This window comes from Bradyrhizobium sp. Leaf396 (genome assembly GCF_001424605.1).
GTDB lineage: Bacteria > Pseudomonadota > Alphaproteobacteria > Rhizobiales > Xanthobacteraceae > Bradyrhizobium > Bradyrhizobium japonicum_C.
This window is the reverse complement of record NZ_LMQJ01000001.1, coordinates 283,382-308,936: the sequence shown is the minus strand read 5'-3', so window position 1 is coordinate 308,936 and position 25,555 is coordinate 283,382. Positions and strand designations below refer to the sequence as shown.

The 25,555-nt window shown below is 64.0% G+C and carries 25 protein-coding genes; 9 read left to right on the top strand and 16 right to left on the bottom strand.

The window, feature by feature from the left end:
• Positions 1-171: 171 nt before the first annotated feature.
• On the bottom strand, positions 172-447 hold the full coding sequence (locus ASG57_RS01510; RefSeq protein ID WP_024337849.1) for a hypothetical protein: 276 nt from the start codon (positions 445-447) through the stop codon (positions 172-174).
• 254 nt (positions 448-701) lie between these two features.
• Here ASG57_RS01510 and ASG57_RS01505 point away from each other — a divergent pair, with 254 nt between their 5' ends.
• Complete coding sequence (locus ASG57_RS01505; RefSeq protein WP_057195576.1) at positions 702-2,510, top strand: PHA/PHB synthase family protein; 1,809 nt, start codon at positions 702-704, stop codon at positions 2,508-2,510.
• A gap of 80 nt (positions 2,511-2,590) precedes the next feature.
• Positions 2,591-2,989 (top strand): MAPEG family protein, encoded by a 399-nt coding sequence (locus ASG57_RS01500; protein ID WP_024337851.1) that lies wholly within the window; start codon positions 2,591-2,593, stop codon positions 2,987-2,989.
• Between the two features lie 117 nt (positions 2,990-3,106).
• Here ASG57_RS01500 and argC read toward each other — a convergent pair whose 3' ends face one another.
• The 3 genes from argC to ASG57_RS01485 all read right to left on the bottom strand — a co-directional run bounded on the left by argC (position 3,107) and on the right by ASG57_RS01485 (position 5,509).
• On the bottom strand, positions 3,107-4,090 hold the full coding sequence (gene argC / locus ASG57_RS01495; RefSeq protein WP_024337852.1) for an N-acetyl-gamma-glutamyl-phosphate reductase: 984 nt from the start codon (positions 4,088-4,090) through the stop codon (positions 3,107-3,109).
• Positions 4,087-4,752 carry an FMN-binding negative transcriptional regulator gene (locus ASG57_RS01490; protein ID WP_024337853.1) on the bottom strand — a complete coding sequence of 222 codons (666 nt, stop codon included), beginning with the start codon at positions 4,750-4,752 and terminating at the stop codon, positions 4,087-4,089. The genes argC and ASG57_RS01490 overlap by 4 nt, the downstream gene beginning before the upstream one ends.
• A 226-nt stretch (positions 4,753-4,978) precedes the next feature.
• Entirely contained in the window at positions 4,979-5,509 is a 531-nt protein-coding gene (locus tag ASG57_RS01485) for a DedA family protein (protein ID WP_024337854.1), read from the bottom strand.
• 272 nt (positions 5,510-5,781) lie between these two features.
• Here ASG57_RS01485 and parE point away from each other — a divergent pair, with 272 nt between their 5' ends.
• The 4 genes from parE to ASG57_RS01465 all read left to right on the top strand — a co-directional run bounded on the left by parE (position 5,782) and on the right by ASG57_RS01465 (position 10,319).
• Positions 5,782-7,824 carry a DNA topoisomerase IV subunit B gene (gene parE, locus ASG57_RS01480; protein WP_024337855.1) on the top strand — a complete coding sequence of 681 codons (2,043 nt, stop codon included), beginning with the start codon at positions 5,782-5,784 and terminating at the stop codon, positions 7,822-7,824.
• A gap of 431 nt (positions 7,825-8,255) precedes the next feature.
• A complete protein-coding gene (locus tag ASG57_RS01475) occupies positions 8,256-9,038 on the top strand; it encodes an outer membrane protein (protein ID WP_024337856.1) in 783 nt (260 codons plus the stop codon).
• Between the two features lie 303 nt (positions 9,039-9,341).
• Entirely contained in the window at positions 9,342-9,527 is a 186-nt protein-coding gene (locus tag ASG57_RS01470) for a hypothetical protein (RefSeq protein ID WP_024337857.1), read from the top strand.
• A 21-nt stretch (positions 9,528-9,548) separates the two neighbouring features.
• On the top strand, positions 9,549-10,319 hold the full coding sequence (locus tag ASG57_RS01465) for an SDR family NAD(P)-dependent oxidoreductase (RefSeq protein WP_024337858.1): 771 nt from the start codon (positions 9,549-9,551) through the stop codon (positions 10,317-10,319).
• 111 nt (positions 10,320-10,430) lie between these two features.
• On the opposite strand, the gene ASG57_RS01460 is transcribed toward ASG57_RS01465, so the two are convergent.
• The 4 genes from ASG57_RS01460 to ASG57_RS01445 all read right to left on the bottom strand — a co-directional run bounded on the left by ASG57_RS01460 (position 10,431) and on the right by ASG57_RS01445 (position 13,595).
• Positions 10,431-11,198 carry an outer membrane protein gene (locus tag ASG57_RS01460; RefSeq protein ID WP_024337859.1) on the bottom strand — a complete coding sequence of 256 codons (768 nt, stop codon included), beginning with the start codon at positions 11,196-11,198 and terminating at the stop codon, positions 10,431-10,433.
• A gap of 166 nt (positions 11,199-11,364) precedes the next feature.
• Positions 11,365-11,601: a hypothetical protein gene (locus ASG57_RS39780; RefSeq protein WP_349510051.1), complete on the bottom strand. Its 237-nt coding sequence runs from the start codon at positions 11,599-11,601 to the stop codon at positions 11,365-11,367.
• A gap of 166 nt (positions 11,602-11,767) precedes the next feature.
• On the bottom strand, positions 11,768-11,983 hold the full coding sequence (locus ASG57_RS01450; protein ID WP_024337861.1) for a hypothetical protein: 216 nt from the start codon (positions 11,981-11,983) through the stop codon (positions 11,768-11,770).
• Positions 11,984-12,080: 97 nt separating this feature from the next.
• Positions 12,081-13,595 (bottom strand): caspase family protein, encoded by a 1,515-nt coding sequence (locus ASG57_RS01445; protein WP_057195575.1) that lies wholly within the window; start codon positions 13,593-13,595, stop codon positions 12,081-12,083.
• Between the two features lie 191 nt (positions 13,596-13,786).
• Here ASG57_RS01445 and ASG57_RS01440 point away from each other — a divergent pair, with 191 nt between their 5' ends.
• From ASG57_RS01440 to ASG57_RS01430, 3 genes are all read left to right on the top strand, one after another.
• On the top strand, positions 13,787-14,758 hold the full coding sequence (locus ASG57_RS01440; RefSeq protein WP_024337863.1) for an AraC family transcriptional regulator: 972 nt from the start codon (positions 13,787-13,789) through the stop codon (positions 14,756-14,758).
• 300 nt (positions 14,759-15,058) lie between these two features.
• Positions 15,059-16,579, top strand: a complete 1,521-nt coding sequence (locus ASG57_RS01435) for a DEAD/DEAH box helicase (RefSeq protein WP_024337864.1) — start codon at positions 15,059-15,061, stop codon at positions 16,577-16,579.
• A 165-nt stretch (positions 16,580-16,744) separates the two neighbouring features.
• Complete coding sequence (locus ASG57_RS01430; protein WP_024337865.1) at positions 16,745-17,812, top strand: GGDEF domain-containing protein; 1,068 nt, start codon at positions 16,745-16,747, stop codon at positions 17,810-17,812.
• A gap of 63 nt (positions 17,813-17,875) precedes the next feature.
• Here the strand turns inward: ASG57_RS01430 and ASG57_RS01425 are convergent, their stop codons facing one another.
• From ASG57_RS01425 to ASG57_RS01390, 8 genes are all read right to left on the bottom strand, one after another.
• Positions 17,876-18,352, bottom strand: a complete 477-nt coding sequence (locus tag ASG57_RS01425; protein ID WP_024337866.1) for a TfoX/Sxy family protein — start codon at positions 18,350-18,352, stop codon at positions 17,876-17,878.
• A gap of 88 nt (positions 18,353-18,440) precedes the next feature.
• On the bottom strand, positions 18,441-18,842 hold the full coding sequence (locus ASG57_RS01420) for a HesB/IscA family protein (RefSeq protein WP_024337867.1): 402 nt from the start codon (positions 18,840-18,842) through the stop codon (positions 18,441-18,443).
• A 49-nt stretch (positions 18,843-18,891) separates the two neighbouring features.
• Positions 18,892-19,263: an SUF system Fe-S cluster assembly protein gene (locus ASG57_RS01415; protein ID WP_024337868.1), complete on the bottom strand. Its 372-nt coding sequence runs from the start codon at positions 19,261-19,263 to the stop codon at positions 18,892-18,894.
• Positions 19,260-20,507, bottom strand: a complete 1,248-nt coding sequence (locus ASG57_RS01410) for a cysteine desulfurase (protein WP_024337869.1) — start codon at positions 20,505-20,507, stop codon at positions 19,260-19,262. The genes ASG57_RS01415 and ASG57_RS01410 overlap by 4 nt, the downstream gene beginning before the upstream one ends.
• Positions 20,504-21,808, bottom strand: a complete 1,305-nt coding sequence (gene sufD, locus ASG57_RS01405; protein WP_024337870.1) for a Fe-S cluster assembly protein SufD — start codon at positions 21,806-21,808, stop codon at positions 20,504-20,506. Before sufD ends, ASG57_RS01410 begins: the two co-directional genes overlap by 4 nt.
• A 12-nt stretch (positions 21,809-21,820) precedes the next feature.
• Complete coding sequence (sufC, locus tag ASG57_RS01400; protein WP_024337871.1) at positions 21,821-22,570, bottom strand: Fe-S cluster assembly ATPase SufC; 750 nt, start codon at positions 22,568-22,570, stop codon at positions 21,821-21,823.
• Between the two features lie 134 nt (positions 22,571-22,704).
• Positions 22,705-24,201 (bottom strand): Fe-S cluster assembly protein SufB, encoded by a 1,497-nt coding sequence (sufB, locus tag ASG57_RS01395; RefSeq protein WP_024337872.1) that lies wholly within the window; start codon positions 24,199-24,201, stop codon positions 22,705-22,707.
• Positions 24,202-24,314: 113 nt separating this feature from the next.
• Positions 24,315-25,454, bottom strand: coding sequence for a cysteine desulfurase family protein (locus ASG57_RS01390; RefSeq protein WP_057195574.1), 1,140 nt, complete (start codon positions 25,452-25,454; stop codon positions 24,315-24,317).
• Between the last annotated feature and the right edge of the window lie 101 nt (positions 25,455-25,555).

Here is a 25,555-nt window from a genome sequence, read left to right as displayed (position 1 = left end):
TCCAAAACGCGATCGATCTCACCGCGAAAAGTGCTCAAAATCAAATATTTAGAGCAATCATCGACGACGAAGACTGAAGTCGTTCGCCCTGACTCTTGGCTGTACCGACGTCTTTTAGCACGGCAAAGCGGAGGCGCCAGCGATTACCTTGCCAGTCTCCGCCTCCCAGACCTATTTGGCGTCCTTGGTGGCAACGGCCTGACGATCGCGCGCAGCGGCGAGCTCGGCCTCGATCTTGGCGCGCTGCTCAGGCGGGATGATTGCCTCATCGCGGTCCGGCGGCAGATCGTGCACCGGCAGATAGCTGCCGGGCTCCCTGACAGCCGACTGCGCATCCGCGGGTGTCAGATCCGCGAGCTGGCTCGAACAGCCGCCCAGGGCGAGCGCCGCGATCAGCAGCGCGCCGCGGATCGGCAGCGTCTTTTGCAGGTCCCATAACGCCAACACTTGGGAAATCCCCTACTCGTCCCAAAGCACGGCCCCGGGCAACCTTACCCAAGACCGCGCCCAAGCTCAAACCATTGCTGCCCAAATGGTGCGAGCCAGAAAACAGCCCAATGCCCAACAAGCCGAGCGGTGCGGCTCGATTGTGACGGAACCAAGAAGATTTGTCGCAGTGCAACACATCTTCGAGAGTGTTTAACGTCAAACATGCGAGCTTCGCGGTGACGAGTACGGAATGAATCGTTACTGTTCTGCTCATGAGCATGGCCACGACCGAGACGCCGAAATCAGGTACGAAGTTCGACGCGGAAGCCTTCGCGATGAATGTCGCGCGGGCGATGGAGAGCGGCGGCAAGGCACTCGCCGCTTATCTGAAGCCGCGCGAGAGCGGCGAGGTGCAGGATCGGCCACCGGCCGAGCTCGCGGAGATCGTCAAGACGTTCACATCGGTCGCCGAATATTGGCTGTCGGATACGTCCCGCTCCTCCGATCTGCAGACCAAGCTCGCGAAGGACTATCTCGACCTCTGGGGCGCCGCGGTGCGCCGCATGGCCGGTCAGGACGCCGAGCCCGCCATCGCACCCTCGCCGCGCGACAAGCGCTTTGCCGATCCGGAATGGAAGTCGAACCAGTTCTTCGATTTCGTCATGCAGTTTTACCTGCTCACGGCCAAATGGGCGCAGGAGCTCGTGCGCGATGCCGAGGGGCTCGATCCGCATACGCGCCGCAAGGCCGAGTTCTACGTCCAGCAGGTCACCAACGCGCTGTCGCCGTCGAATTTCGTGCTGACCAATCCGGAGGTGCTGCGCGAGACCGTGGCGAGCAGCGGCGAGAACCTCGCGCGCGGTCTGACCATGCTGGCCGAGGACATTGCGGCCGGCAAGGGCATGCTGAAGATCCGTCAGTCCAATCCGGACAATCTAGTCGTCGGCGTCAACATGGCGACCACACCGGGCAAGGTGATCTACCAGAACGAGATAATGCAGCTGATCCAGTATGCGCCCACGACGGAGAAGGTGCTGCGCACACCGCTCCTCATCGTGCCGCCCTGGATCAACAAATTCTACATCCTCGACCTCAAGCCGGAGAAATCCTACATCAAGTGGTGCGTCGACCAGGGCATCACCGTGTTCGTGATCTCATGGGTCAATCCCGACAAGCGGCTCGGCAAGAAGAGCTGGGAAGACTACATGAAGGAAGGCCCGCTCACGGCGATGGACGTGATCGAGAAGGTCACCGGCGAGATGAAGGTGCACACCGCCGGCTATTGCGTCGGCGGCACCATGCTCGCGACCACTTTGGCCTGGCTCGCCGAGAAGCGCCGCCAGCGGGTATCGTCCGCGGCGTTCTTCGCGGCCCAGGTCGACTTCACCCATGCCGGCGATCTCCTCGTCTTCGTTGACGAGGAGCAGATCTCCGCGCTCGAGCAGGACATGAAGACCGCCGGCGTGCTCGAAGGCTCGAAGATGGCGATGGCCTTCAACATGCTGCGCTCGAACGATCTGATCTGGTCCTATGTCGTCAGCAATTACCTGAAGGGCCAGCAGCCGAGCGCGTTCGACCTTCTGCACTGGAACTCGGACGCGACGCGGATGACCGCGGCCAACCATTCCTATTATTTGCGCAACTGCTATCTGGAGAACCGGCTCTCCACCGGCACGATGGTGCTCGACAACACATTGCTCGATCTCTCCAAGGTGAAAGTGCCCGTCTACAATCTGGCCACCCGCGAGGACCATATCGCGCCCGCTGAATCGGTGCTGTACGGCTCGCAATTCTTCGGCGGCCCGGTGAAGTACGTCCTGTCCGGGTCGGGCCACATCGCCGGCGTCGTCAATCCGCCCGCCTCGAACAAGTATCAGTACTGGACCAACGACAACATCAAGGACGTCAACATCGCGCAGTGGATGAAGGGCGCCACCGAGCACAAGGGCTCGTGGTGGCCGGACTGGCGCCAATGGCTGGGCGAGCTCGATCCCGAGGAGGTCCCGGCGCGCGCGGTCGGCAGCGAAGCCTTCCCACCGATCGAGGACGCACCCGGCAGCTATGTCAGGGTTCGCGCATAACGGAAGCTTGCTTGCGCGTGGCGCAATCTTGCGCGCTTTCGTATAGACAGGCACAGCGACGACAGAGGGGAGCGGCACTCATGACACGCGAATTGTTCTGGCTGACATTGACGGTGATCCTGACGGGGGTCCTCTGGATTCCCTACATCATCAACCGATGTCAGGTTCGCGGGCTCAGCGGTGCCATGGCCAATCCCTCGCGCGGCGACAAGCCGCAGGCGGAGTGGGCGAACCGGCTCATGTTCGCACATGACAACGCGGTCGAGAACCTCGTCATCTTCGCGCCGCTGGTGCTGATCCTGAACGCGATCGACTATTCCACGAAATGGACCGTGCTGGCCTGCGCCGTCTATTTCTGGTCACGCGTCGCACACATGATCGTCTATGCGCTGGGCATCCCGGTGTTCCGCACGCTGGCCTTCACCGTCGGCTTCCTCGCCCAGGCCGTGCTGGCGCTGGCGATCTTCGGGGTAGTTTAGCTGCGAAGCTCGCTTCCCCTTGGTGTCATTCCGGGGCGCCTGAAGGGCGAACCCGGAATCTTGAGATTCCGGGTTCGGTGCTGCGCACCGCCCCGGAATGACGGAGCGAGACGTCTCTCACTCCTCCGGCAGGCCCAGCATCAGCCGCATGTTTTGCACAGCGGCTCCCGAGGCGCCCTTGCCGAGGTTGTCGAGCCGGGCGACCAGCACAGCCTGATGATACTTGTCGCTGGCGAAGACGTAGAGCTCGAGCATGTTGGTCTCGTTGAGCGCCTCCGGCTCGAGCCGGCCGCTCTTGGTCGCCTCGTTCTGCAGCGGCATCACCTTGACGTACTTTGAGCCGGCGTAACGCTTGGCCAGCGCCGTCTGCAGGTCGGCACCGCCAGGCTTGCCCGGCAGCGTGTCGAGCTGGAGCGGCACCGAGACCAGCATGCCTTGCCGGTAATTGCCGACCGAGGGAATGAAGATTGGCCGCCGCGTCAAGTTCGCATAGAGCTGCATCTCCGGCAGATGCTTGTGCTCGAAGCCGAGGCCATAGAGCTCGAAGGCCGGCGCGCTGCCGTCCTCGAAGCTCGCGATCATCGACTTTCCGCCGCCGGAATAGCCGCTCACCGCATTGACGGTGATCGGATAGTCCTGCGGCAACAGACCGGCATCGACGATCGGCCGCAGCAGCGCGATCGCGCCGGTCGGATAGCAGCCGGGATTGGAGACTTTTCTCGCGGCCTTGATCATTCCGGCCTGGTCCGGCGTCAGCTCGGGAAAGCCGTAGGCCCAGTCCGGCGCGACCCGGTACGCGGTCGAGGCGTCCAGCACCTTCGGACCGGACGGCCCCATGCTGTCGATGAGCGCGACCGTCTCCCTGGCGGCATCGTCAGGCAGGCAGAGGATGACGAGGTCCACCTCCTCCATCAGCGCCTTCTTTGCCGCGGGATCCTTGCGCTTGTCGTCGGCAATGGTCTTCACCTCGACATCGCTCTGCAGCTTCAGCCGCTCGCTGATGCCGAGGCCGGTGGTGCCGGAGCCGCCGTCGACGAAGACGGTCGCGGGCTTCTTGGCCGCGCTGGTGGTCGGGGCTTTCGTGGTGTCAGCGAGGCTCATGGCGTGCTCCCTTCGAGCAGGTTCGTGTCGGCTTTGAAAGCTTGCGGCTTGGCTTGCCGCATCAGTTGTGAGATCTGCCGGGCGTCGGCATCGCCGCCACCAAGTGCGTCCGCAATGGCTGCATAGTCGGCGTCGGATTTGTGCTGGTTCAGCTTGAAGCTGCCCTCGACCTCCTCGACCATCATGACCAGGCCCACGATCCCCTTCTTCATCGCCTCGAGCCGGCCCGCCGTCATCTTGCCCGAGGTCCAGGGCTTCTTCGGCAACAGCCGGCTCTCGAACTTGTCGCTGAGCGTGTCGACCTGCACCGACAGCTCCTCGTCCGACAGCAGCCGCACCGGCCCGCTCAGATGCACCGACTGATATAGCCAGGTCGGCACCTGGTCCGGCGAGACGTACCAGTCCGGCGATACATAGGCATCGGGACCGTTGACCGCGAGCAGCCATGACGCATCACCGCCAGCCAGCTTTACCAGCGGATTGTGACGGGCGAGATGGAACGCGGCCTGCGGCGTCCCGTCAGCCGCATAGGTCAGATAGAACGGCAGCGGCGAAGCGACGGGCTTGTGGCCGTCGAAGGCGCACATGGTGCCGAAGCCGCGCTGCTCCGCAAATTTGAGGCTTACGGCGCGGTCCTGCTTGAAGAAAGGTGGCGTGTACATCGTAGTCTCCTGCTGGGCCTCCTGAGGAAGCCGCCGGATCAGATCGCGCTGACAGGAGAGAGAATGCCGCGGATCGGATCCAGCGGCAAAGACGATGATCTCAAACGCGATCGACCGCCCTAACCGCTGAAGTGCGGCGGCGGCGACGGGCGAACAGGATGGTCGCGGCGTTGATCATGGTGCGCGGCTATAGGGCCAGGCGCAGTTCCCGTCAAGGTTCAGACCGTCAGATCACGCGCCAGATCCATTCCATGATCTTGGCGAGCACGTCGCCAAACAGCAGGAGCACGGCCGACCAGATCAGGGCCGAGACGAAGTTTGCGGCCTGGAAAGTCCAATAAGGCATTTCGAAAATGCCGGCCGCGAGCGGCACCGAGGCGCGCAGGGGACCGAAGAAGCGCCCGATGAAGATGCTGGGTATGCCCCAGTTACGCACGAACGCCTCTCCTCTGGGCAGCAGATCCGGATAGAGCGAGAGCGGCCACATCTGGGCAACCCTCTCCTTGTAGCGGTAGCCGAACCAATAGGAGACCCAGTCACCCAGCGCAGCGCCGAGGCCGCCGGCGATCCAGACAGGAAAGAAGCTGATGCCGCTGACCCCGATGAGCGCGCCGATCGCCACCAGCGCACCCCAGGCCGGAACGAGCAGCGAGACGAACGCAAGCGACTCTCCGAATGCGAGCAGGAACACGACCGGCGCCGCCCAGGCCTGGTGAACGCGCACGAATTCAGCGAGGGCGTGCGCATACTGCTCCATCAAAAATAGCCTTCCCGCCCCGTCTCAAGGTGCTGCTCGATGAAAAGGACTGGTAAGCCAAGGACTTGTGTGACATCAAGTCACAAAAGCCCACATGGCGAGGTCGGAACGTCAAATTGCCGGGAATTGGCCGGCCTGCGGCGTAAAACCGCCGGGATTGTCTCCCACCCACACCGCCCGGTCCGGCCCCCGGTAACCTTTCCACGTCAGAAGTGGCATAGTCGGCCCGACCGATTCGCCGCCAATGCGGCCCTCAGAACGTATCAAGATATATGGCCAAGCAGTTGAAGCCCAAAGCAAAAGATGACTTTTTTGGCGGCGATGAGCCGAAACCCCGCGCGCCCAAGGCGGCGCCGCGTGGAAGCGGCGGAGAAGCCGACTACACCGCGGCCGACATCGAGGTGCTCGAAGGCCTGGAACCGGTGCGGCGCCGACCCGGCATGTATATTGGCGGCACCGACGAGAAGGCGCTGCATCACCTCTACGCCGAAGTGATCGACAACTCGATGGACGAGGCGCTGGCGGGGCATGCGACCTTCATCGGAGTCGAGCTGAGTGCGGACGGGTTCCTGACCGTCACCGACAACGGCCGCGGCATCCCGATCGATCCCCACCCGAAATTCCCGAAGAAGTCGGCACTCGAAGTCATCATGTGCACGCTGCATTCGGGCGGCAAGTTCGACAGCAAAGTCTACGAGACCTCTGGCGGTCTCCACGGCGTCGGCATCTCCGTCGTGAACGCCCTCTCCTCGCGGCTCGAAGTCGAGGTTGCGCGCGGGCAGAAACTGCATCGCATGATTTTCGAGCGCGGCCACCCCAAGGGCAAGCTCGAGGATCTCGGCAAGGTCAACAATCGCCGCGGCACCCGCGTGCGCTTCAAGCCTGACACGGACATTTTCGGGCCCAAGGCTGCGTTCAAGCCGCAGCGTCTGTTCAAGATGACGCGCTCCAAAGCGTATCTGTTCGGCGGTGTCGAGATACGCTGGAACTGCGCGCCCGAGCTGCTCAAAGGCGTCGAGGACGTGCCGGCCGAAGCGACGTTCCACTTCCCCGGCGGCCTCAAGGATTACCTTGCCGCGGCGATCCACGCCGACACGCTGGTGCACCCGGACATCTTCTCCGGCAAGTCGGGCCGCAACGGCGCGCACGGCGCCTGCGAATGGGCGGTGGCCTGGACCGCGGATGCGGACGGCTTCCTATCCTCCTATACCAACACCGTGCCGACGCCCGATGGCGGCACCCACGAGTCCGGCCTGCGCAGCGCGCTGCTGCGCGGCCTGAAGGATCACGCCGAGCGCGTCGGTCAGGGCAAGCGCGCGGCGTCCGTCACCTCGGAAGACGTGATGGTGGGCGCCGCCGTGATGTTGTCGGTGTTCGTGCGCGAGCCCGAGTTCCAGGGCCAGACCAAGGACCGCCTCGCCACCGCGGAGGCGCAGCGCATCGTCGAGCAGGCGATGAAGGATCCGTTCGACCATTGGCTGTCGGGCAATCCGAACATGGCCAACCGGCTGCTCGATTTCGTGATCGACCGCGCCGAAGAACGGCTGCGGCGGCGGCAGGAGAAGGAGACCGCGCGAAAAACCGCCGGCAAGAAGCTGCGCCTGCCCGGCAAGCTCGCCGACTGCACCGACGCCGGCACCGAAGGCTCCGAGCTGTTCATCGTCGAAGGTGACTCGGCCGGCGGCAGCGCCAAGCAGGCGCGCGACCGCAAGACCCAGGCCGTGCTGCCGCTGCGCGGCAAGATCCTCAACGTCGCCTCCGCCGGCAAGGACAAGCTGACCGCGAACGCCCAGCTCTCCGACCTCGTGCAGGCGATTGGCTGCGGCACGCTCGCGCAATATCGCGAAGAGGATCTGCGCTATCAGCGCATCATCATCATGACCGACGCCGACGTCGACGGCGCCCACATCGCATCGCTCCTCATCACCTTCTTCTACCGGCAGATGCCGCGGCTGATCGACGAGGGCCACCTCTTCCTCGCGGTCCCGCCGCTCTACAAGCTGACGCACGGTACCAAATCGGTCTACGCCCGCGACGACAAGCACAAGGACGAGCTCATCAAGACCGCGTTCAACGCCAACGCCAAGGTCGAGGTGAATCGCTTCAAAGGCCTCGGCGAGATGATGCCGGCGCAGCTCAAGGAGACCACCATGGATCCGGCCAAGCGGACGCTGCTCAAGGTGGTGCTGCTGGCCGACGACCGCGACACGACTGCGGATTCGGTGGAGCGGCTGATGGGCACCAAAGCCGAGGCACGCTTCGCCTTCATCTCGGACAAGGCCGAATTTGCCAGCGAGGAGCTACTGGACGTCTGAGACCTCAACCCAGCCCGCAGCACGCCAAAACAGCCCCGGCCAGCCGGGGCTGTTTTGTTTCGGGGGCCGGGCTGTCTTGCCTGGCAGTTCGCAGGCGCTTTCGTTGATTCCCCGAAAGCGCCGCACGGCGATTCGTCCAACGGCTCATAGGCGCCGAGGCTAAGGCAGGATTGCCTCCATTTCGGACGAGGCCGACTTTGCTAACGAGACGTTATCCGAAACAAGAACTGCGAAAATCTCATAACTACATGATTCTTCATATCTATTTTCTGTTCGATCGAGAGGGCCCGGGTTACCCCAGCACCGCCGTTTTCCGGTAACTGTGCCCACCCGGCAACAGCATTTCGGCGAGAACCGTCTATAGTTCGGGCATCAGATGACACGGACTTAAGTGCGCTCGCGCCACGACAGACCAAGTTGGGGATTTTGACATGAAGAAGATTTTGCTCGCTCTGTCCGCGGTCGCGGCGATGACCGGTTCGGCCTCCGCGGCTGACCTGGGTGCCCGTCCCTACGCGAAGGCTCCGATGGCGGCCCCGGTTGCCAACTGGACCGGCTTCTACATCTTCGGCGGCGGCGGCGGCGGCCTTTCGAACCAAGATCAGCACGTGCAGACCACCGTCGGCGCAGTCCCGCTGACGATCGACCAGCGCCAGGGCGGCTCGGGCTGGTTCGGCACGGTCGGCGCCGGCTACGACTGGCAGTTCAGCGGCACCTGGGTTGCCGGTGTGTTTGCTGACGGTCAGTTCGGCAGCATCCGCGGCACCGTGCAGGATCCGATCTTTGGCCTCACCGGTCACCAGAAGCTGGAGACCTCCTGGGCGGCTGGTGTTCGCCTCGGCTGGCTGGTTGCCCCGAATGTTCTTTCTTACGTCAACGGCGGTTACTCCGGCGCCCACTTTGGTCGCACCAATTTCACCAACCTCGCCGGCACTCCGGCCGGTATCCACCTCGACGGGTATGACCGTCACGGTTGGTTCATCGGCGGCGGCGTCGAGAACAGCCTGAACATCTTCGGCATCACCTCGCCCGGCTGGTTCATGAAGACCGAGTATCGTTCGGCCTTCTACAACGCCACCACTCGTGACGAGCTGTTCGATGCCGGCAACATTCCGACCGGCAACAGCATCCGTACGAACCACTGGAACCAGACGATCTCGACCTCGCTGGTCTACCGCTTCAACTGGACCGGTCCGGTCGTCGCGAAGTACTGATCTGATTTGACCTCACGATCGAACGTCAAAGCCCTGGCATCGCCGGGGCTTTTTCGTTTGGGCGGGGCGACCAACGCTTGACTGCAATACCGCGTCCCGCGAGCCGGGTTTCGCCAGCCGACCATCGGCACTGATTGCCAAGCAGCGAGTTGCCTTTGACGGACACGCTCCCTTCCCGCCGCCAGCCGGGACCGGTGGCGCCATTGTATCCACACCGAAGCTGCGGTTACTGTGCACCCTAAGCCTCGCGGTTGGCGGCACTTCGCCGCCACGCGCGACGGAAGCGGACGATGGGAGGAATGCTTGCGCAGATTTCTGCTTGTGGCAGGCCTGCTTGCGACAGCCGTCGGTCTGCTCTGGATCGGACAGGGCACGGGCACCGTTCCGTGGCCGCGATCGAGCTTCATGGTCAACCAGTTGCAATGGGCGGGCTATGGCGCAGCCATGGCCGGCTTCGGGCTGGTGCTGATCTGGCAGAGCAATCCATAGAAGAAACCAGGGAATACCAGCATGACATCCAGCCGGTTCGATCTCAGCGGCAAGGTCGCGATCGTTACGGGAGGCAATGGCGGCATCGGCCTCGGCATGGCGCGCGGCCTTGCCGACGCCGGCGCCGACATCGCCGTCGTCGGGCGCAACGAAACCAAGTCCGCCGCGGCGGTGGCCGATCTCCGGCAGCGCGGCGTGAAGGCGATCGCCGTCTCCACGGACGTGACGGACATGGCGGCGATCGCGGCCATGATCGATCGGGTCGTCAAGGAGCTCGGCCGCATCGACATCCTCGTCAACAATGCCGGCATGAGCATCCGAAAGCCGCCGCACGAGCTCGAGCTGGACGAGTGGAATAAGGTGATCGACACGAATCTCACCAGCGCCTTCGTCTGCTCGAAGCTGGCCTATCCGGCGCTGAAGGCGTCCGGCAACGGCAAGGTGATCAACATCGGCTCGATGATGTCGATCTTCGGCGCGAGCTTCGCGACCGCCTATGCGGCGAGCAAGGGCGGCATCGTGCAATACACGCGCGCCTGCGCGAATGCTTGGGCGCCCGACAATATCCAGGTCAATGCCATCCTGCCGGGCTGGATCGATACGGATCTCACCCGGGGCGCGCGGCAGCAGGTCTCGGGGCTCCACGAGCGCGTGCTGGCGCGCACGCCCGCAGGGCGCTGGGGGGACATTGACGACTTCGCCGGCATCGCCGTGTTCCTTGCCTCGCCTGCTTCGAATTTCGTCACGGGCACCGCGATTCCGGTCGACGGCGGCTTCTCCGTGATGGCCTGACGCCGCGCCTGCCTGCAATCCGGCAGAGGCAAAAAAGAAGCCCCGGCCTGGCCGGGGCTTTTGAAATTTGCAGTGCTTTTCTTGATCGTTGGTCGCGTTGCGTCGACGTGCTCAGTAGCGGGAGATGGTGGGTGCGTCGAACTTGTAGCTCGCGCGCACCACGGCCCACTGAATGTCGCGCGGCTTGGCATCGAACGTGTAGTTTCCGGAGGTGCCGCCGAGCTGATAGGTCTGGCTGCCGAAGGCAGCGTAGTTGTATTCGAGGCCGACGATCCAGTTGCGGGTGACGCCGTATTCCCAGCCGGCGCCGACAGTCCAGCCGTTGGCCCAGTGGGTTTGTCCGCCCGAACCCGTCGCCACACCGACTGTGTCGGTGACCGAGAGGCGGTTGTTCACGCCGGCATAGCCGCCCTTGATGTAGAAGAGGTTGTTCTGCACGGCGAAGCCGGCGCGGCCGACGATGGTCGCGAGCACGTTGGCGCGCCAGGAGAACACGTCGTCCGCGGCGCCAAACACGTTGTTTACGACCGTGCCCTTGTTGTCGAGGCCGGAAATCGTGCCCTCGATGCCGAACACGTAATTGTTGGCCTGCCAGTTGTAGCCGATCTGCGCGCCGCCCATGATGCCCGATCCGCGCTGGCGATAGCCCTCGCCCGGAATGAGGTCGCCGAACGCCGCACCGGTCCCGTTGTTGATGAACTGCTGGTTGGTCCAGGCGCCACCGATGTGGCCGCCGACATAGAAGCCGGTCCAGGTGAACAATGGCTCGACATAGGCCGGCGCCTTCGTGTAGCGCGCAGCGAGATCGGCGGCAGAAGCCGCGCCGGTCGAAACCAGAGCCGTCGTGCAGGCGAAGGCGGCAATCAATTTATTACGCATGGTACACCCCGTGTCCTTTGATGGGCGCACGGTCACACGCAGGTCTTACTCAAATTTGAATCAACGAAGTTAATGCGCCGGATTGGCCTGCCGCGGTCCTACAATCCATCTGCGCTGTTGCACGCACGCAACGCGCGGGACGCCATTTAATGCGACGTTATCCCTACTAAATTGCTGCGCCAAATCTTGCGGCCTTCGAATGCACATGCTCGGGCCGCGCCACGAGCACAAGCAAGCTCGCCGGCATGCCGCGTAGCCATGGCAGCGCGGTGACGAGGCGCAGGATCGGCGACACCTTCAGCGGCCGGTCGCCGCTCTGCAAGGCACCGCTGATGATGTTGTTCTGCACGACCACCTGCATGCGTTGCGTCATCTTCACCGGACGCTCGCGGCGGCGGCGCACGGCATCGAGCTCGTCCTCGGACAGGCAGCCCTGCTGCAGATTGTCTGCCAGGAGGTTTTGCGGTCGCGACCGGGTCCCGCACGGCGAGATTGACGCCGACGCCGCCGACCGGCGACATCGCATGCGCGGCGTCGCCGATGCACAGCGGAGATCGACGTTCGCGTGACTAGGGCTTTGCCGACTTCCGCTCCCATGGGCGCTTGCCGTCAGCGTCGCGATCCCAAGGGCGCGTGATCGGAGCCACCTTCTCGTCCTCGGCTGCCTTCGCACGATCCGCTTGGACGCGCTCGCGGTCCGTGGGCGGCGGCACGGTGAGAACTGGAGTCGTTTGGGCCAGAACCGGAAACGTCGTAAGAAGCACGACGATGATGAATTTTGTCATCCCCGGCTCTAGCACTTTCACCTTGGCCCGTCGATTAAAGTTCGTCCACTCCGTCAGCCGAGCGTTCCTAACCCCAATCCGCCGGCTGCACAGCCCATCAATTGTTGCTGCGGTTGACGCTCCGGAAGCTCTTGATCTCGGACACGCTGCCATCGCGATAGGTCAACTCGACCGAGACAGTCTGCGTGCTCGGCGCGAGCTTCATGTAGAGCGGCATCCCGGCGCTGATCGCGCTAGGGTCGCGCATGTCACAAGGCGGCATCTTCAGCACCTGGTTGGGAACGGCGGTGTCGATGCCGATGCGCACCTCACGGATTGCGCAACGGTAGGACACGAGGTGGGTGTAGTAGACCAGGAGTCCGTTGAACTCGCGGAACGACAGCCAGCTCGTCGACGTCATGTCGAGAATCTTGCGCTGATCGCGGATCAGCGCAGCCTCGGGATCGAACCTGATCGGGAACGGCCCCTGCAAGTCGCCGGACTGATCGACATAGCGGACCTCGATGGTGCCGGGCTGCGCATCCGGCGGCAGCTCGATCGAGGGGTTCGGCATCCGCTTGCGCGTGCGCGGATCGAGCGTGTCGATGAAGCCGGTCTCGCGGAAATCGCCCTTGCCGGCCATACGCCAGGAAATGCCGAGGGTCGGATCGGCGAAGGAGAACACCACGCTCCAGCCGCCATTGTGCCGGGAGAAGCTCGCGATCGGCGCGTTGAGCGTCTCCTCCTTGGGCAGCTGCGGAACGGATACCGGCGGCAGCGCCGCAAGTTTCTGCGGCGGCGGATCGTCGGAGCGCGCGGCGGTATCCTTCGCCATGCCGCTGAGGAACACGTCGTCGACCATCTGGTCGAAATAAACCGGCACCTGCCTGTGCTTGACGGTCTCGGCCATCTCGCTGACGGCACGGCGGGTGCGCTGCGCCACCTGCACCAGGTTCTCGCCGGGCTTGAGCAGTTCCTTCGCGAAGGTCCGCGTGAACACCGAATTGGGATTGGCATCGTCGTTGGACAGGCGATCGAGCGCGGTCTGGCGGGGGCCTGCCGAGAACACGGAGAACACGCCTTCCGGCAGCTGCGTCATCGGCGCGAGCCCGCCGCCGCCGGCGACTGCGCGGGTGCCCTTGCGCTCGAACGGATTGTTGCGGCAGGCATCGAACACCAGGATCGAGGTGCGCGCCTTCTTGTTCTGGAGGCGCTCGACGATGCGGTCGGCCAGGATCGAAGCGTCACGCACCAGCTCTTCCTGCCCTTCCGTCGCCGCCGGCACGTCGGTCGGCAGCAGATAGTTCTGTCCCGCGATCTCGAAGCCGTGACCGGCGTAGAAGAAGAACGCAGTGTCGCCGGGCTCGATCGCCTTGTCGAAGGCGAGCAGCGTCTCGGAGAATTGTTGCCGGCTCTGGTTCTCGGCGACCATCACCGAGAAGCCGAGCTGCTTCAGCGTGTCGCCCATGGTGCGAGCGTCATTGACCGCCTTGAGCAGCTTCGGGACGTTCCTGTAGTCGTTGTTGCCGACGACGAGCGCAACGCGCTTCTCGGCATAAGCGGGACCTGCCAAGCCGCTCAGGCCCGCCGCGAGGCCAATGGCCGCCAGAATTCCGAAAAGCCGACGCGTCATCGCAAAATTCCTGTTGCAGGACGGCCCTGCCGCCGATCCGTTGGAACGGCAGTTCATTTGACCCCCTGCCGCTGTGTGATAGTCGACCCAGGCGTGAGGACGGTTCAAGGGCCTGGGCTCCGTCCGGCCATGGCGGACTTCGGCGAAATCTGCTTCTTCTTGGACCATTTCGCCGGAAGCGAGGAGCTGCCGTGTTTCGCTGGTGTACCGACGAGGTCGAGCCGAGGGATCGCTTCGACTATTGGCGCGAGGTGCGCGCCAAGGGATTGTTCGGCGTCACGGCCGAGCTCGCGCGCGAACGGCGCGCGGACTTCGTTGGCGAATTCTCGCTGCGCCAGCTCGGCGGTGCCAGCCTCGTCGAGCTGAAGGCATCGCCCTATTCGGTCGAGCGCAGCACGTCCGACATCGCCGCCGCCCCAGGTGACGCGATCTGCGTCTATCAGCAGCTCGGCAGTGGCGGCTGGTTCGGCGGCATTCGCGCAAGCGCCTTTTCGATTGCCAACGGCAGCTTCGCTACCAGTCATACCAACCTGCCCTACCGCACCGCGCCGCTCGGCGCCGGGGGCTTCCATCTGCGCATCCTGAAAATCCCGTTGAGCAACATCCCGGCACAGGACAGCCGCATGCGCGAACTTGCGCCACGAACGTTTTTCGACCCCGCTCTGGCGCCCCTGCTCGCTGCCTGCTTTGCCGATCTCGGCGAGATCGCTGGTGCCGCCACCGATGCTGGCTCTGCCGTTCAGACGCCCTTGGTTCAAGCTTTAGGGCATCTGGCTTTGATGGAGCGCGGTGTCGTGCGGCCCGGCAGCAGGCGCGGACAGGCCGCGCTGCGGACGGCCCGCCTCTCGCAAGCCCGCCGCCTGATCGCGCACCATTTGCAGGATCCCAATCTCGCCCCAGCCATGGTGGCCGATCTGCTCGGGGTGTCCGTGCGACACCTGCACATGCTGTTCAAGACAGCCGAGAAGAGCTTCTCGCAGACGGTGACGGAGGAACGCCTTGAGCAGAGCCGCCGCCTGATGCAGGAGAAGCCGGAGCGGCTGATCGCCGACATCGCGGCATCGTGCGGCTTCGAGAGCCTGGCGACCTATTACCGGGTCTTCAACGCTGCCTATGGCATGGCGCCCGGCGACTTCCGGGCGGGGACCACCGACCGGCGTTAACCCCCCGTCCTGGCCGCTGCGGACGCACTCCCGGCTCCTCGGAAAACCCGAGCCGCGCCCGTAGTTTGAGCAAAAACCTCAGGTTTTTTAGGGCCTTCCCGCGCCCGCTCCATTGACTTTGGCCAATTCCTGCCTATGTTCCGGGTCGACGCGGCTCAGATCGAAGAGCGATTCCTGAGCCTTGCGCTTTGTTCGCGTGTGTCAGCACCCCCAGCTTCTTTGAGAGCGCGCCGTTTCGGGGTGGAACGCGACCAGCCTTATTACCCTCGATTCCGAACGGCGGTTTCGACCAGAGGCTCAATGTCCTTCTCAGATCTCGGACTGTCCGAAAAAGTCCTCGCCGCAGTAGCGGCCACCGGTTACACCACCCCTACCCCCATCCAGGAACAGGCGATTCCCCACGTCCTCGCACGCAAGGACGTGCTCGGCATCGCCCAGACCGGCACCGGCAAGACCGCGGCCTTCGTGCTGCCGATGCTCACCATTCTCGAGAAAGGCAGAGCCCGGGCGCGCATGCCGCGCACGCTGATCCTCGAGCCGACCCGCGAGCTCGCGGCCCAGGTGAAGGAAAACTTCGACCGCTACGGCGCCGGCCAAAAGCTCAACGTCGCCCTCTTGATCGGCGGTGTCTCTTTCGGTGATCAGGACGCCAAGCTGATGCGCGGCGTCGACGTGCTGATCGCAACCCCGGGCCGCCTGCTCGATCACACCGAGCGCGGCGGCCTCTTGCTCACCGGCGTCGAGCTGCTCGTCATCGACGAGGCCGACCGCATGCTGGACATGGGCTTCATTCCCGACATCGAACGCATCTGCAAGCTCGTCCCGTTCACCCGGCAGACCCTGTTCTTCACCGCGACCATGCCGCCGGAAATCCGGCGCATCACCGAAACCTTCCTGCATAATCCGCAGAAGGTCGAGGTCTCCAAGCCCGCCACGACGGCCGTAACCGTGACGCAGGCGCAGGTGCCCGCCGGACGCGAGGCGCACGAGAAGCGCGAGTTGCTGCGCCGCCTGCTGCGCGACGCCAAGGATCTCAAGAACGCGATCATCTTCTGCAATCGCAAGCGCGAAGTCGCCATCGTTCACAAATCGCTTCAGAAGCACGGCTTCAGCGTCGGCGCCCTGCACGGCGACATGGATCAGTCGGCCCGTACCGCGGCGCTCGAACAGTTCCGCAGGGGTGAACTGCCGCTCCTGGTCGCCTCCGACGTCGCAGCGCGCGGCCTCGACATTCCCGAGGTCAGCCACGTCTTCAACTTTGACGTTCCCCATCACGCCGACGATTACGTCCACCGCATCGGCCGCACCGGCCGCGCCGGCCGTACCGGCACCGCAATCTCGATCGTGACCCCGCTCGACCAGAAATCGATGGCAGCGATCGAAAAGCTGATCGGCCAGAGCATTCCGCGGGTCGAAGGCGATTACGAAGCCCCGGCCGAGCCCTCCGAGGCAAGCGAGCGTCCCCGCGAGCAGCGCGGCCGCGAACGTTCACGTGGCGGGCGTGGCAAGCCGCAGCGCGGCCGGGATCGTGAACGCAGCCACGAGCCGCGCGAGGCCCGGGGCGAGGCAAGAATTTCTTCGGAACCAAGACATTCTTCCGAATCAAGGAGCTCGTCGGAGTCGCGCCAGCTCGCCGAGCCAAGGCATCGATCCGACGACAAGCGTCGGGCGGACACACGCCAGCAGGCCAGTACGGCGCACGTGCCCTCGATCGGCCGTCCCGAGCCGCGCCGCCAGCGCGAAGTCGATACCGAGCCGGGCGATCACTCGCATCTGCCGGCGTTTCTGCTGCGGCCGGTTCGCTCCCCTGCGGGAGCCTGAGGCGCGACGCGTTCCGGGTTTCGGTTGAGCGAACCCGGCACACAATTTTTTGGACGCAGTCGTGCACGTAAATTTACGGGGCGTTCACGATCGTCCATTAGTCTACGACCATAGTTTAAGTATTGCTACGGTCGATGGCGCGCCGACCGCTGTGGGGTATGTTCCGTGATCAAGGTGCTCGACGAACACGAACGCACGATGGCGTTCGCCGAGGTGGCGCTCGGTCAGATCCGATCGCTTCGGCAGACGGCAATTCCCCGCAATTACGAGATCTGGTACGTCTACGCCACCGGCTACAATGCTCCGCTCAACAAGATCATCAACGAGACGCTGGCGCGCAGCGGCAAGCTGACCGAGGCCGATCTCGAGCAGATCTACGAGACCTATCTCTCCCACATCAAGACCACCGACCGCATCGACAAGGTTGGCGCGCGCGTCATCGGCGAGATCGACGACGTCATGAAGGTCTTGGGCGATGCCCTCGGCATGACCGGCGCCTATGATGCCAACCTGTCGGGCGCCACCGAAGAACTGTCGTCTGCCAAGAGCCGCGAGCAGGTCAAGGCGATCGTCGAGGCGCTGCTGCGCTCGACCAGCGAGATGCGCGAAGCCAACAAGGCGCTGGAAGACCGGCTGACGCTGTCGAAGAACGAGATCAGCAATCTCCAGCAGAGCCTCGAAGCGATCCGCGCCGAGAGCCTGACCGATCCGCTCACGGGCCTCGGCAACCGGAAATATTTCGACCGCATGATCGGCATGGCCGTGCAGGGCGCACTCGCCTCGGGCGAGCCGCTGTCGCTGCTGCTGTTCGACATCGATCACTTCAAGTCGTTCAACGATTCCTACGGCCATCTCACCGGCGATCAGGTGCTGCGGCTGGTCGGCCTCTCGCTGAAGCAGACCATCAAGGGCCAGGACATCACCGCCCGCTATGGCGGCGAGGAATTCGCGGTCGTCCTGCCCAATACGACGCTACGCCAGGCGCTCACGGTGGCCGACCACATCCGCCGCGCTGTGATGGCGAAAGAGCTGAAGAAGAAATCGACCGGCGAGATCCTCGGCCGGGTCACGATCTCCGTCGGCGTCTCGCTGCTGAAAGAGGGCGACGACACCGACGCGCTGATCGAGCGCGCGGATGCCTGCCTCTATGCCGCCAAGCGCAACGGCCGCAACCGCGTCATCTGCGAATCCGATCCGGAATACGCGGCCGAGACGCACACCCGGGTGGCGTGACATCTCGTCGGATGAGACCATGTAGCCTGAGCAAAGGCTACGGCGCCCACCAGCTCTCCAGCATCACACTCTTGAACGACGCTTCCGCTTACGCTCTGCAAGCCTCGGCGCGCGAGTTGCTTTGTCCACCGGACCCGCCGTCGTCTTGGCAGCGTTCTTGGTCGGACGCTTCTTTGCAGCAGATTTCTTCGCCGCCGCCTTCTTCGCTTTTGGCTGCTTCTTCACCTTGGCGCGCCGGGCTGCGGCGAGTGCCGCCCTTGCCCATTGCGCAAGCTCCGTGGAATCGTCGAACAGGCGTGCGGGAAGCTCCCAGTAGGAGTTCACCATCACGGTTCTGGCGCGCGTCTGATACTGGAACGGCTTGGAGCCCTCGGCCTCGAAGTCCGGGATGGTCATCTCGTCGGCGCGGAAGAACAGGCCGGCACGCAGGGCCAGCGCGAAATTGACGCCGTCGGCGGAGATGCCGTAGCCGGAGAACATCTTGCGGATGGTGACGGGGCCGAAATCGGCGAACAGGTCGGTCAGGAATTCTCGGTCCATCGGGGGTTTTCCTGCGCAAGCAAGCAAACCCTCATAGCATTCTCGTCAATGCGAGCGAAGCAGTCCATACGACCTCCGCGGAGGCGGTCTACCCGTCGATCTTGGCCGGCCGCAGCTCGACCGATTCGCCGCAACCGCAGGCGGAGATCTGGTTGGGATTGTTGAAGACGAACTGGGCCTGCATCTTGTCGGCCTTGTAGTCCATCTCGGTGCCGAGCAGGAACAGCACGGCCTTGGGATCGACCAGGATCTTCACGCCCTTGTCCTCGACGACCTCGTCGGTCGGGCGGATCTCGTGGGCGTATTCGACCGTGTACGACTGGCCGGCGCAGCCGCCATTCTTCACGCCGACACGCAGGCCGACGATCTCCGAGTCTGCACGTTGGGTCAGTTCGGTGATGCGCTGGGCAGCGGCATCCGTCAGCCGCATCACCTGCGGGCGCGGCCGCCGCGGCTTCGGAGTGGAGGATGCTGGTGTCACCTGGGTCATGTTGTTTATGTGGTCCGTTGCGGAGCGAATTCAATGCGGGCTGAGGCCGTCACCACATGTTGAGCACAAGGCGCGCCTCGTCGCTCATGCGTTCGGGGGACCACGGCGGCTCCCAGACGACCTTGACGTCGACCACGCCGACGCCCGGAACGCTGGCGACCGCGTTCTCGACCATGGTCGGCAGTTCGCCTGCGGCCGGGCAGTTGGGCGTCGTCAGAGTCATCAACACGTTGACCGAACGGTCGTCCTTGATCTCGACCTTGTAGATCAGGCCGAGTTCGTAGATGTCGGCGGGAATTTCCGGGTCGAACACGGTCTTGAGCCCCGCGATGATCTCGTTGGTGAGACGCTCGGTCTCCTCAGGCGGCAGCGCCGACTGGGTCTCCATCGGACTAGCTTTGACTTCGGCCGTGTCACTCATGCGAACAAATCCCGCGCCTTCAAAAGCGCCTGTGCCAGATGATCGACTTCTTCCCGCGTATTATACATGCCGAACGAGGCCCGGCATGTCGCGGTCACGTTGAACCGCTCTAAAAGCGGCATCACGCAATGGGTGCCGGCGCGGACCGCGATGCCCTGACGGTCGATCACGGTGGCGACGTCATGAGCGTGCGCGCCCTTGAGCTCGAAGGAGATCACCGGCCCCTTGCCGCGCGCCGTGCCGATCAGCCGCAGCGAGTTGATCTCGCGCAGCCGCTCCTGGGCATAGGTGGTGAGATCGTGCTCGTGCGCGGCGATGCGCTCCTTGCCGATGGAGTTGACGTAATCGATGGCGGCGCCGAGGCCGACGGCTTCGACGATGGGCGGGGTTCCGGCCTCGAACTTGTGCGGGGGATCGCCATAAGTGATGACGTCGCGCGAGACCTCGCGGATCATCTCGCCGCCGCCATTGAACGGGCGCATTGCGACGAGGTGGTCGTACTTGGCCCAGAGCACGCCGATGCCGGTGGGGCCATAGACCTTGTGGCCGGTGAAGACGTAGAAATCGCAGCCGAGATCCTGGACGTCGACCGGTAGATGCACCGCGCCCTGGCTGCCGTCGACCAGCACGGGAATGCCGCGCGCATGCGCGATTCTGACGACGTCCTTGACCGGCACGATGGTGCCGAGCGCGTTCGACATCTGCGTGATCGCGACCAGCTTGGTCTTGGCCGTCAGCAGCTTTTCGAACTCGTCGATGAGGAAATTTCCCTCGTCATCGACCGGTGCCCATTTGATCACGGCACCCTGACGCTCCCTGAGGAAGTGCCAGGGCACGATGTTGGAATGGTGCTCCATGATCGAGATGACGATCTCGCCGCCTTCTTTGATGTTCGGGCCACCCCAGGACGAGGCAACCAGATTGATGGCCTCGGTCGCGTTGCGGGTGAAGATCACTTCCTCGGTGCGGGGCGCGTTGATGAACTCCGCCACCTTGGTGCGGCCGCCCTCATAGGCTTCCGTCGCCGCATTGGCGAGGAAATGCAGGCCGCGATGCACGTTGGCGTACTCGCTCGTGTAAGCCTGCGTCATGCGATCGAGCACCGACTGCGGCTTCTGTGCGGATGCGGCGTTATCGAGATAGACCAGATTCTTGCCGTAAACCTGCATGGCGAGCGCCGGGAAATCCTGGCGCACGCGCGCGACGTCATAAGCGCCGTTCTTGACTGCCGGATGCGTGCTCATGAGCGCCGCTCCAGCCAGCGCTCGGCCATGCCGATCACATGCTCGCGCAAGCCATCGTCGGCGATCTGCTCGATCGCCTCGCCGACGAAGGCCTGGATCAACAGCGCCTGGGCCTGCTTCTCCGGCAGGCCGCGGGCCTTCAGATAGAACAGGAGACTGTCGTCCAGCGCGCCGGCGGTGGCGCCGTGGCCGCAGGAGACGTCGTCGGCGAAGATCTCGAGCTCCGGCTTGTTGTCCGCCTCGGCTTCGTCGGAGAGCAGCAGCGCGCGGGTCATCATCTTGCCGTCGGTCTTCTGCGCGTCGGGACGGACGATGATGCGGCCCTGGAATACCGAATGGGCGCGATCGTCGATCACGGCGCGGAAGGTCTCGCGGCTGACGCAGTTCGGCACGGCATGGTCGACCACCAGCGTGGTGTCGCCGTGCTCGGTCTTTTTCAGGAGGTTCACGCCATTCACCGAGAGCTCGCTGCCCTCGCCCGCCAGCGTGATGAATCCCTGCAAACGGCTGACCGCGGCGCCGCTGGTCATGCTGAAGAGGTTCAGCTTGGTGTTGGCCCCGACCGTGATGAACTGCGACGTGATGTTCACCGCATCGGGCGCATCGTCCATCAGCCGGATATGCGCGACGTCGGCGTTGTCGCCGACCGAGACGATGACGGCGTCATTGACCTGGTAGGCCTTCGCTTCCGCCGCCACAAAAGTCTCGACGATGGTGGCGCGAGCGCCCTTCCCGATCGCGACCCGCGAGCGGGTGAAGGCCGATGCCGACGCGGCAGTCGCGATGTGGATGATCTGGATCGGCGCGGACAATTGCGCGCCGTCAGCGATCGAGAGCACGACCCCGTCGGTCGCCATCGCGGCGTTCAGCGCGATCACCGCATCGGTGCTCGCGGTCTTCAGCAGGCCGGCATCCTTCTCCAGCGTCTCACGCAGGGTCTTGAAGCCTGCCTCGGGGGCGAGTGCCCTCACGTCGGACAGATCGGCCGCGAACACGCCGTCGACCAGCACCACCTTGCGGGCGCCCTCGATCGCATGCGCCTTCACCGCCTCCGCGGCGCGCTTCAGCGCGCCCGCATCGGGGATCGCTGCCAGGGGCAGAACCTCGCCGACCAGCGCGCGCAGATCGGTATACTTCCATTCCTCGATCCGGCGATGCGGCAGGCCGAGACGCTCATAGCTCTCGAATGCCTCGCGCCGCGCCGCGATCACTTCGGGCGAACCCGGCAGCCGGCCTTCGGCGCTGGCGAACAGATCGCTCACCGCGCGGCCACCTCCGGTCTTTGCCACAGCAACGTTCATTGCAACCAATCCTTACGCGGCCTCGAATTGCGCGTAGCCGGACGCTTCCAGCTCCAGCGCCAATTCCTTGCCGCCGCTCTTCACCACGCGCCCCCTCGACATCACATGCACGACGTCGGGCACGATGTAGTTCAGAAGCCGCTGATAGTGGGTGATGACGACCATCGAACGCTTGGGCGAACGCAGCGCGTTGACGCCGTCGGCCGCAATGCGCAGCGCATCGATGTCGAGGCCCGAATCCATCTCGTCGAGGATGCACAGGCTCGGCTCGAACAGCGCCATCTGCAGCACCTCGTTGCGCTTCTTCTCGCCGCCGGAGAAGCCGACATTGACGCCGCGCTTGAGCATGTCCTGCGGGATGTTCAACGATTTCGAGACTTCCCGGACCTTCTTCAGGAAGTCGGGCGTCGAATATTCGCTCTCGCCACGCGCCTTGCGCTGCGCGTTGAGCGCGGTGCGCAGGAAGTTCATGGTGGCGACGCCGGGAATCTCGACCGGATACTGGAACGCCAGGAACACGCCCTTCGCGGCGCGCTCGTCCGGCTCCATCTCCAGGAGGTCCTCGCCTTTGAAAAGGATTTGGCCGTCGGTGACTTCATAGCCGGGCTTGCCGGCGATGACGTGCGAGAGCGTCGACTTGCCGGAGCCGTTCGGCCCCATGATCGCGTGCACCTCGCCCTCGTTCACGGTCAGCGTCAACCCGTGGAGGATCTCACGCTCCTCGACACGAACCTTGAGGTCTTTCACTTCAAGCAAAGCCATCATGTTTTTCCATCTATCCCCTCATCCCAGGGAGCGCCGAAGGCGCGTCTCGAAGGATTGAGGCCAACAATCTTTCCGGTAATCCATCCTTCGAGACGACCGCGTTCCGCGGCCTCTTCAGGACGAGGCCGGTGCTAGCCGACCGACCCTTCGAGCGAGATCGAGATCAGCTTCTGCGCTTCCACCGCGAACTCCATCGGCAGCTGCTGCAGCACGTCCTTGACGAAGCCGTTGACGACGAGGCCGACCGCCTCTTCCTGGCTGAGCCCGCGCTGGATGCAGTAGAACAGCACGTCCTCGGAGATCTTCGAGGTCGTCGCCTCGTGCTCGAACGTCGCCGACGAGTTCTTGGCCTCGATGTAGGGCACGGTGTGCGCGCCGCATTTGTCGCCGATCAGCAGCGAATCGCAGGCGGTGAAGTTGCGCGCCCCGGTCGCCTTGCGGTGCGCGGTGACCAGGCCGCGATAGGTGTTCTGCGACCTGCCGGCGGCGATGCCCTTGGAGATGATCCGGCTCGACGTGTTCTTGCCGAGATGGATCATCTTGGTGCCGCTATCGACCTGCTGGAAGCCGTTCGAGATCGCGATCGAGTAGAACTCGCCGCGCGAATTGTCGCCGCGCAGGATGCAGCTCGGATACTTCCAGGTGATGGCGGAGCCGGTCTCGACCTGGGTCCAGGAGATCTTGGAGTTGGCGCCGCGGCAGTCGCCACGCTTGGTGACGAAATTATAGATGCCGCCCTTGCCTTCCGAATTGCCGGGATACCAGTTCTGCACGGTCGAGTACTTGATCTCGGCATCGTCGAGCGCCACGAGCTCGACCACGGCGGCATGCAACTGGTTCTCGTCACGCTGCGGCGCGGTGCAACCTTCGAGATAGGAGACGTAGGAGCCCTTGTCGGCAATGATCAGCGTGCGCTCGAACTGGCCGGTGTTGCGCTCGTTGATGCGGAAATAGGTCGACAGTTCCATCGGGCAGCGCACGCCCGGCGGCACGTAGACGAACGAGCCGTCGGAAAAGACCGCCGAGTTCAGCGTGGCGTAGAAGTTGTCGGAGGTCGGCACCACCGAGCCCAGATATTTCTGCACCAGTTCGGGATGCTCGCGGATCGCTTCCGAGATCGGCATGAAGATCACGCCAGCCTTCTTCAGCTCGGCCTTGAAGGTGGTCGCAACCGAGACCGAGTCGAAGACAGCATCGACCGCGATCTTGCGGCGGGCCGGGTCCTCCTCGCCAGGCTTGGGCTCGACGCCTTCGAGCATGGCCACTTCCCGCAACGGGATGCCGAGCTTCTCGTAGGTCTTCAGGATCTCCGGATCGATCTCGTCCAGCGAGGAGACCGTCTTCTTCGGCTTCGGCGCCGCGTAATAATAGAGATCCTGGAAATCGATCTTTGGATAGTCGACGCGCGCCCAGGTCGGCTCCTGCATGGTCAGCCAGCGCCGATAGGCCTCAAGCCGCCACTGGAGCATCCAGGCGGGTTCGTTCTTCTTCTCGGAGATAAACTTGACGGTCTCCTCCGACAGTCCCTTGGGGGCCTTGTCGGACTCGATCAGGGTCTCAAACCCATAACGATACTGGTCGACGTCGATGCGCTTCACGCGCTCGACCGTCTCTTGTACGGCTGGCATTCCATCCTCCGCTCGCGGTTTCAAGGACCGCGGTGGATCAAACTCGGACGAGTATTACGATATTTCACTGCGGAAAGCACGGGCTTAGAACCGTTCAAGCCGTGTTTCGTCGCTTAGCCCTTAAGTAGGGTATTACCCAGCTTTCGCCAAGCCTCTAACGCCCTATTGATGTCCTCCGGTTGGGTGGACCAGCCAAGACTGAGACGCACCGCTCCCTGGGCCACAGCGGGATCATAGCCCATGGCCGACAAGACGTGGGATGGCTGGACCCTCCCTGAGGAACAGGCGGAGCCGGAGGAGACCGCTATGCCCTCCAGGTCGAAGCCGATGACGGCGGTTTCGGCCTTCAGGCCCGGCGCGGTGAAGAGCACCGTGTTTGGCAACCGCGCCACATCGTCCGCAAAGACCGTCGCCCCGGCGATGCCGCGAAGGCCATTTTCCAAAAGATCTCTGAGGCTTGCCATTCGCTCCACATCCTTCGCCAGAGCCTGAAGGGCAGCCTTTACCGCCGCCCCGAAGCCGGCGATGCCCGCGACATTCTCGGTCCCGGCGCGGCGGTTGAGCTCTTGTCCGCCGCCTCGCAGGACCGGCTCGAGGCCGCCTATGCCTTCAGCCATCACCAGGGCCCCGACACCCTTGGGGCCGCCGATCTTGTGCGCAGAAAAGGTGGCAAGGTCGGCGCCTACCGTATTGATATCGAATGGGATTTTCCCCAGCGCCTGGATCGCATCGACGTGCAGGAGGCCGCCGGCCGCGTGGACGATGCTTACCGCCTCAGCGACGGGCTGGAGGGCGCCGGTCTCGTTGTTGGCGGCCATGATGGAGACCAGGGCTGGCGGGCCATCCTGCAGCTGGATCTTCAGGCGATCGAGGTCCACCACGCCGGAGCGCGTGACCGGGATGAGGCCGATCTTGTCGCCAGGGAACCGGCCGCCGGCCAGCACCGAAGCATGCTCGACCGCAGAGACCAGCAGCCGCTCGACAGGTCCGCCAGACCGCCCCCGCAGGCCCGGCGAGAGCGCAAGCGCATTGGACTCGGTGCCGGCGGAGGTGAAAACGACGTTGCGCGGCTGAGCGCCGACCGCGCCCGCCAGCGCGGAGCGCGCCTCCTCGACCAGTCGTCGTGCCTCCCGGCCCTCGGCATGGACCGAGGATGGATTACCGATCAGGTCGTATGCAGCCAGAATAGCAGCCCGCGCTTCCGAACGGAGCGGCGTGGTCGCGTTCCAATCGAGATAGACCCGGGCAAGCATTGAGTATTTTGTTACCTCGCATCGCGGGCGGCGTTTCGCGCCGACCCGACATGGGCCGCGGGCGCGCAATTGGCAACCCGATTCCGAGCGAGCGGGCGCCG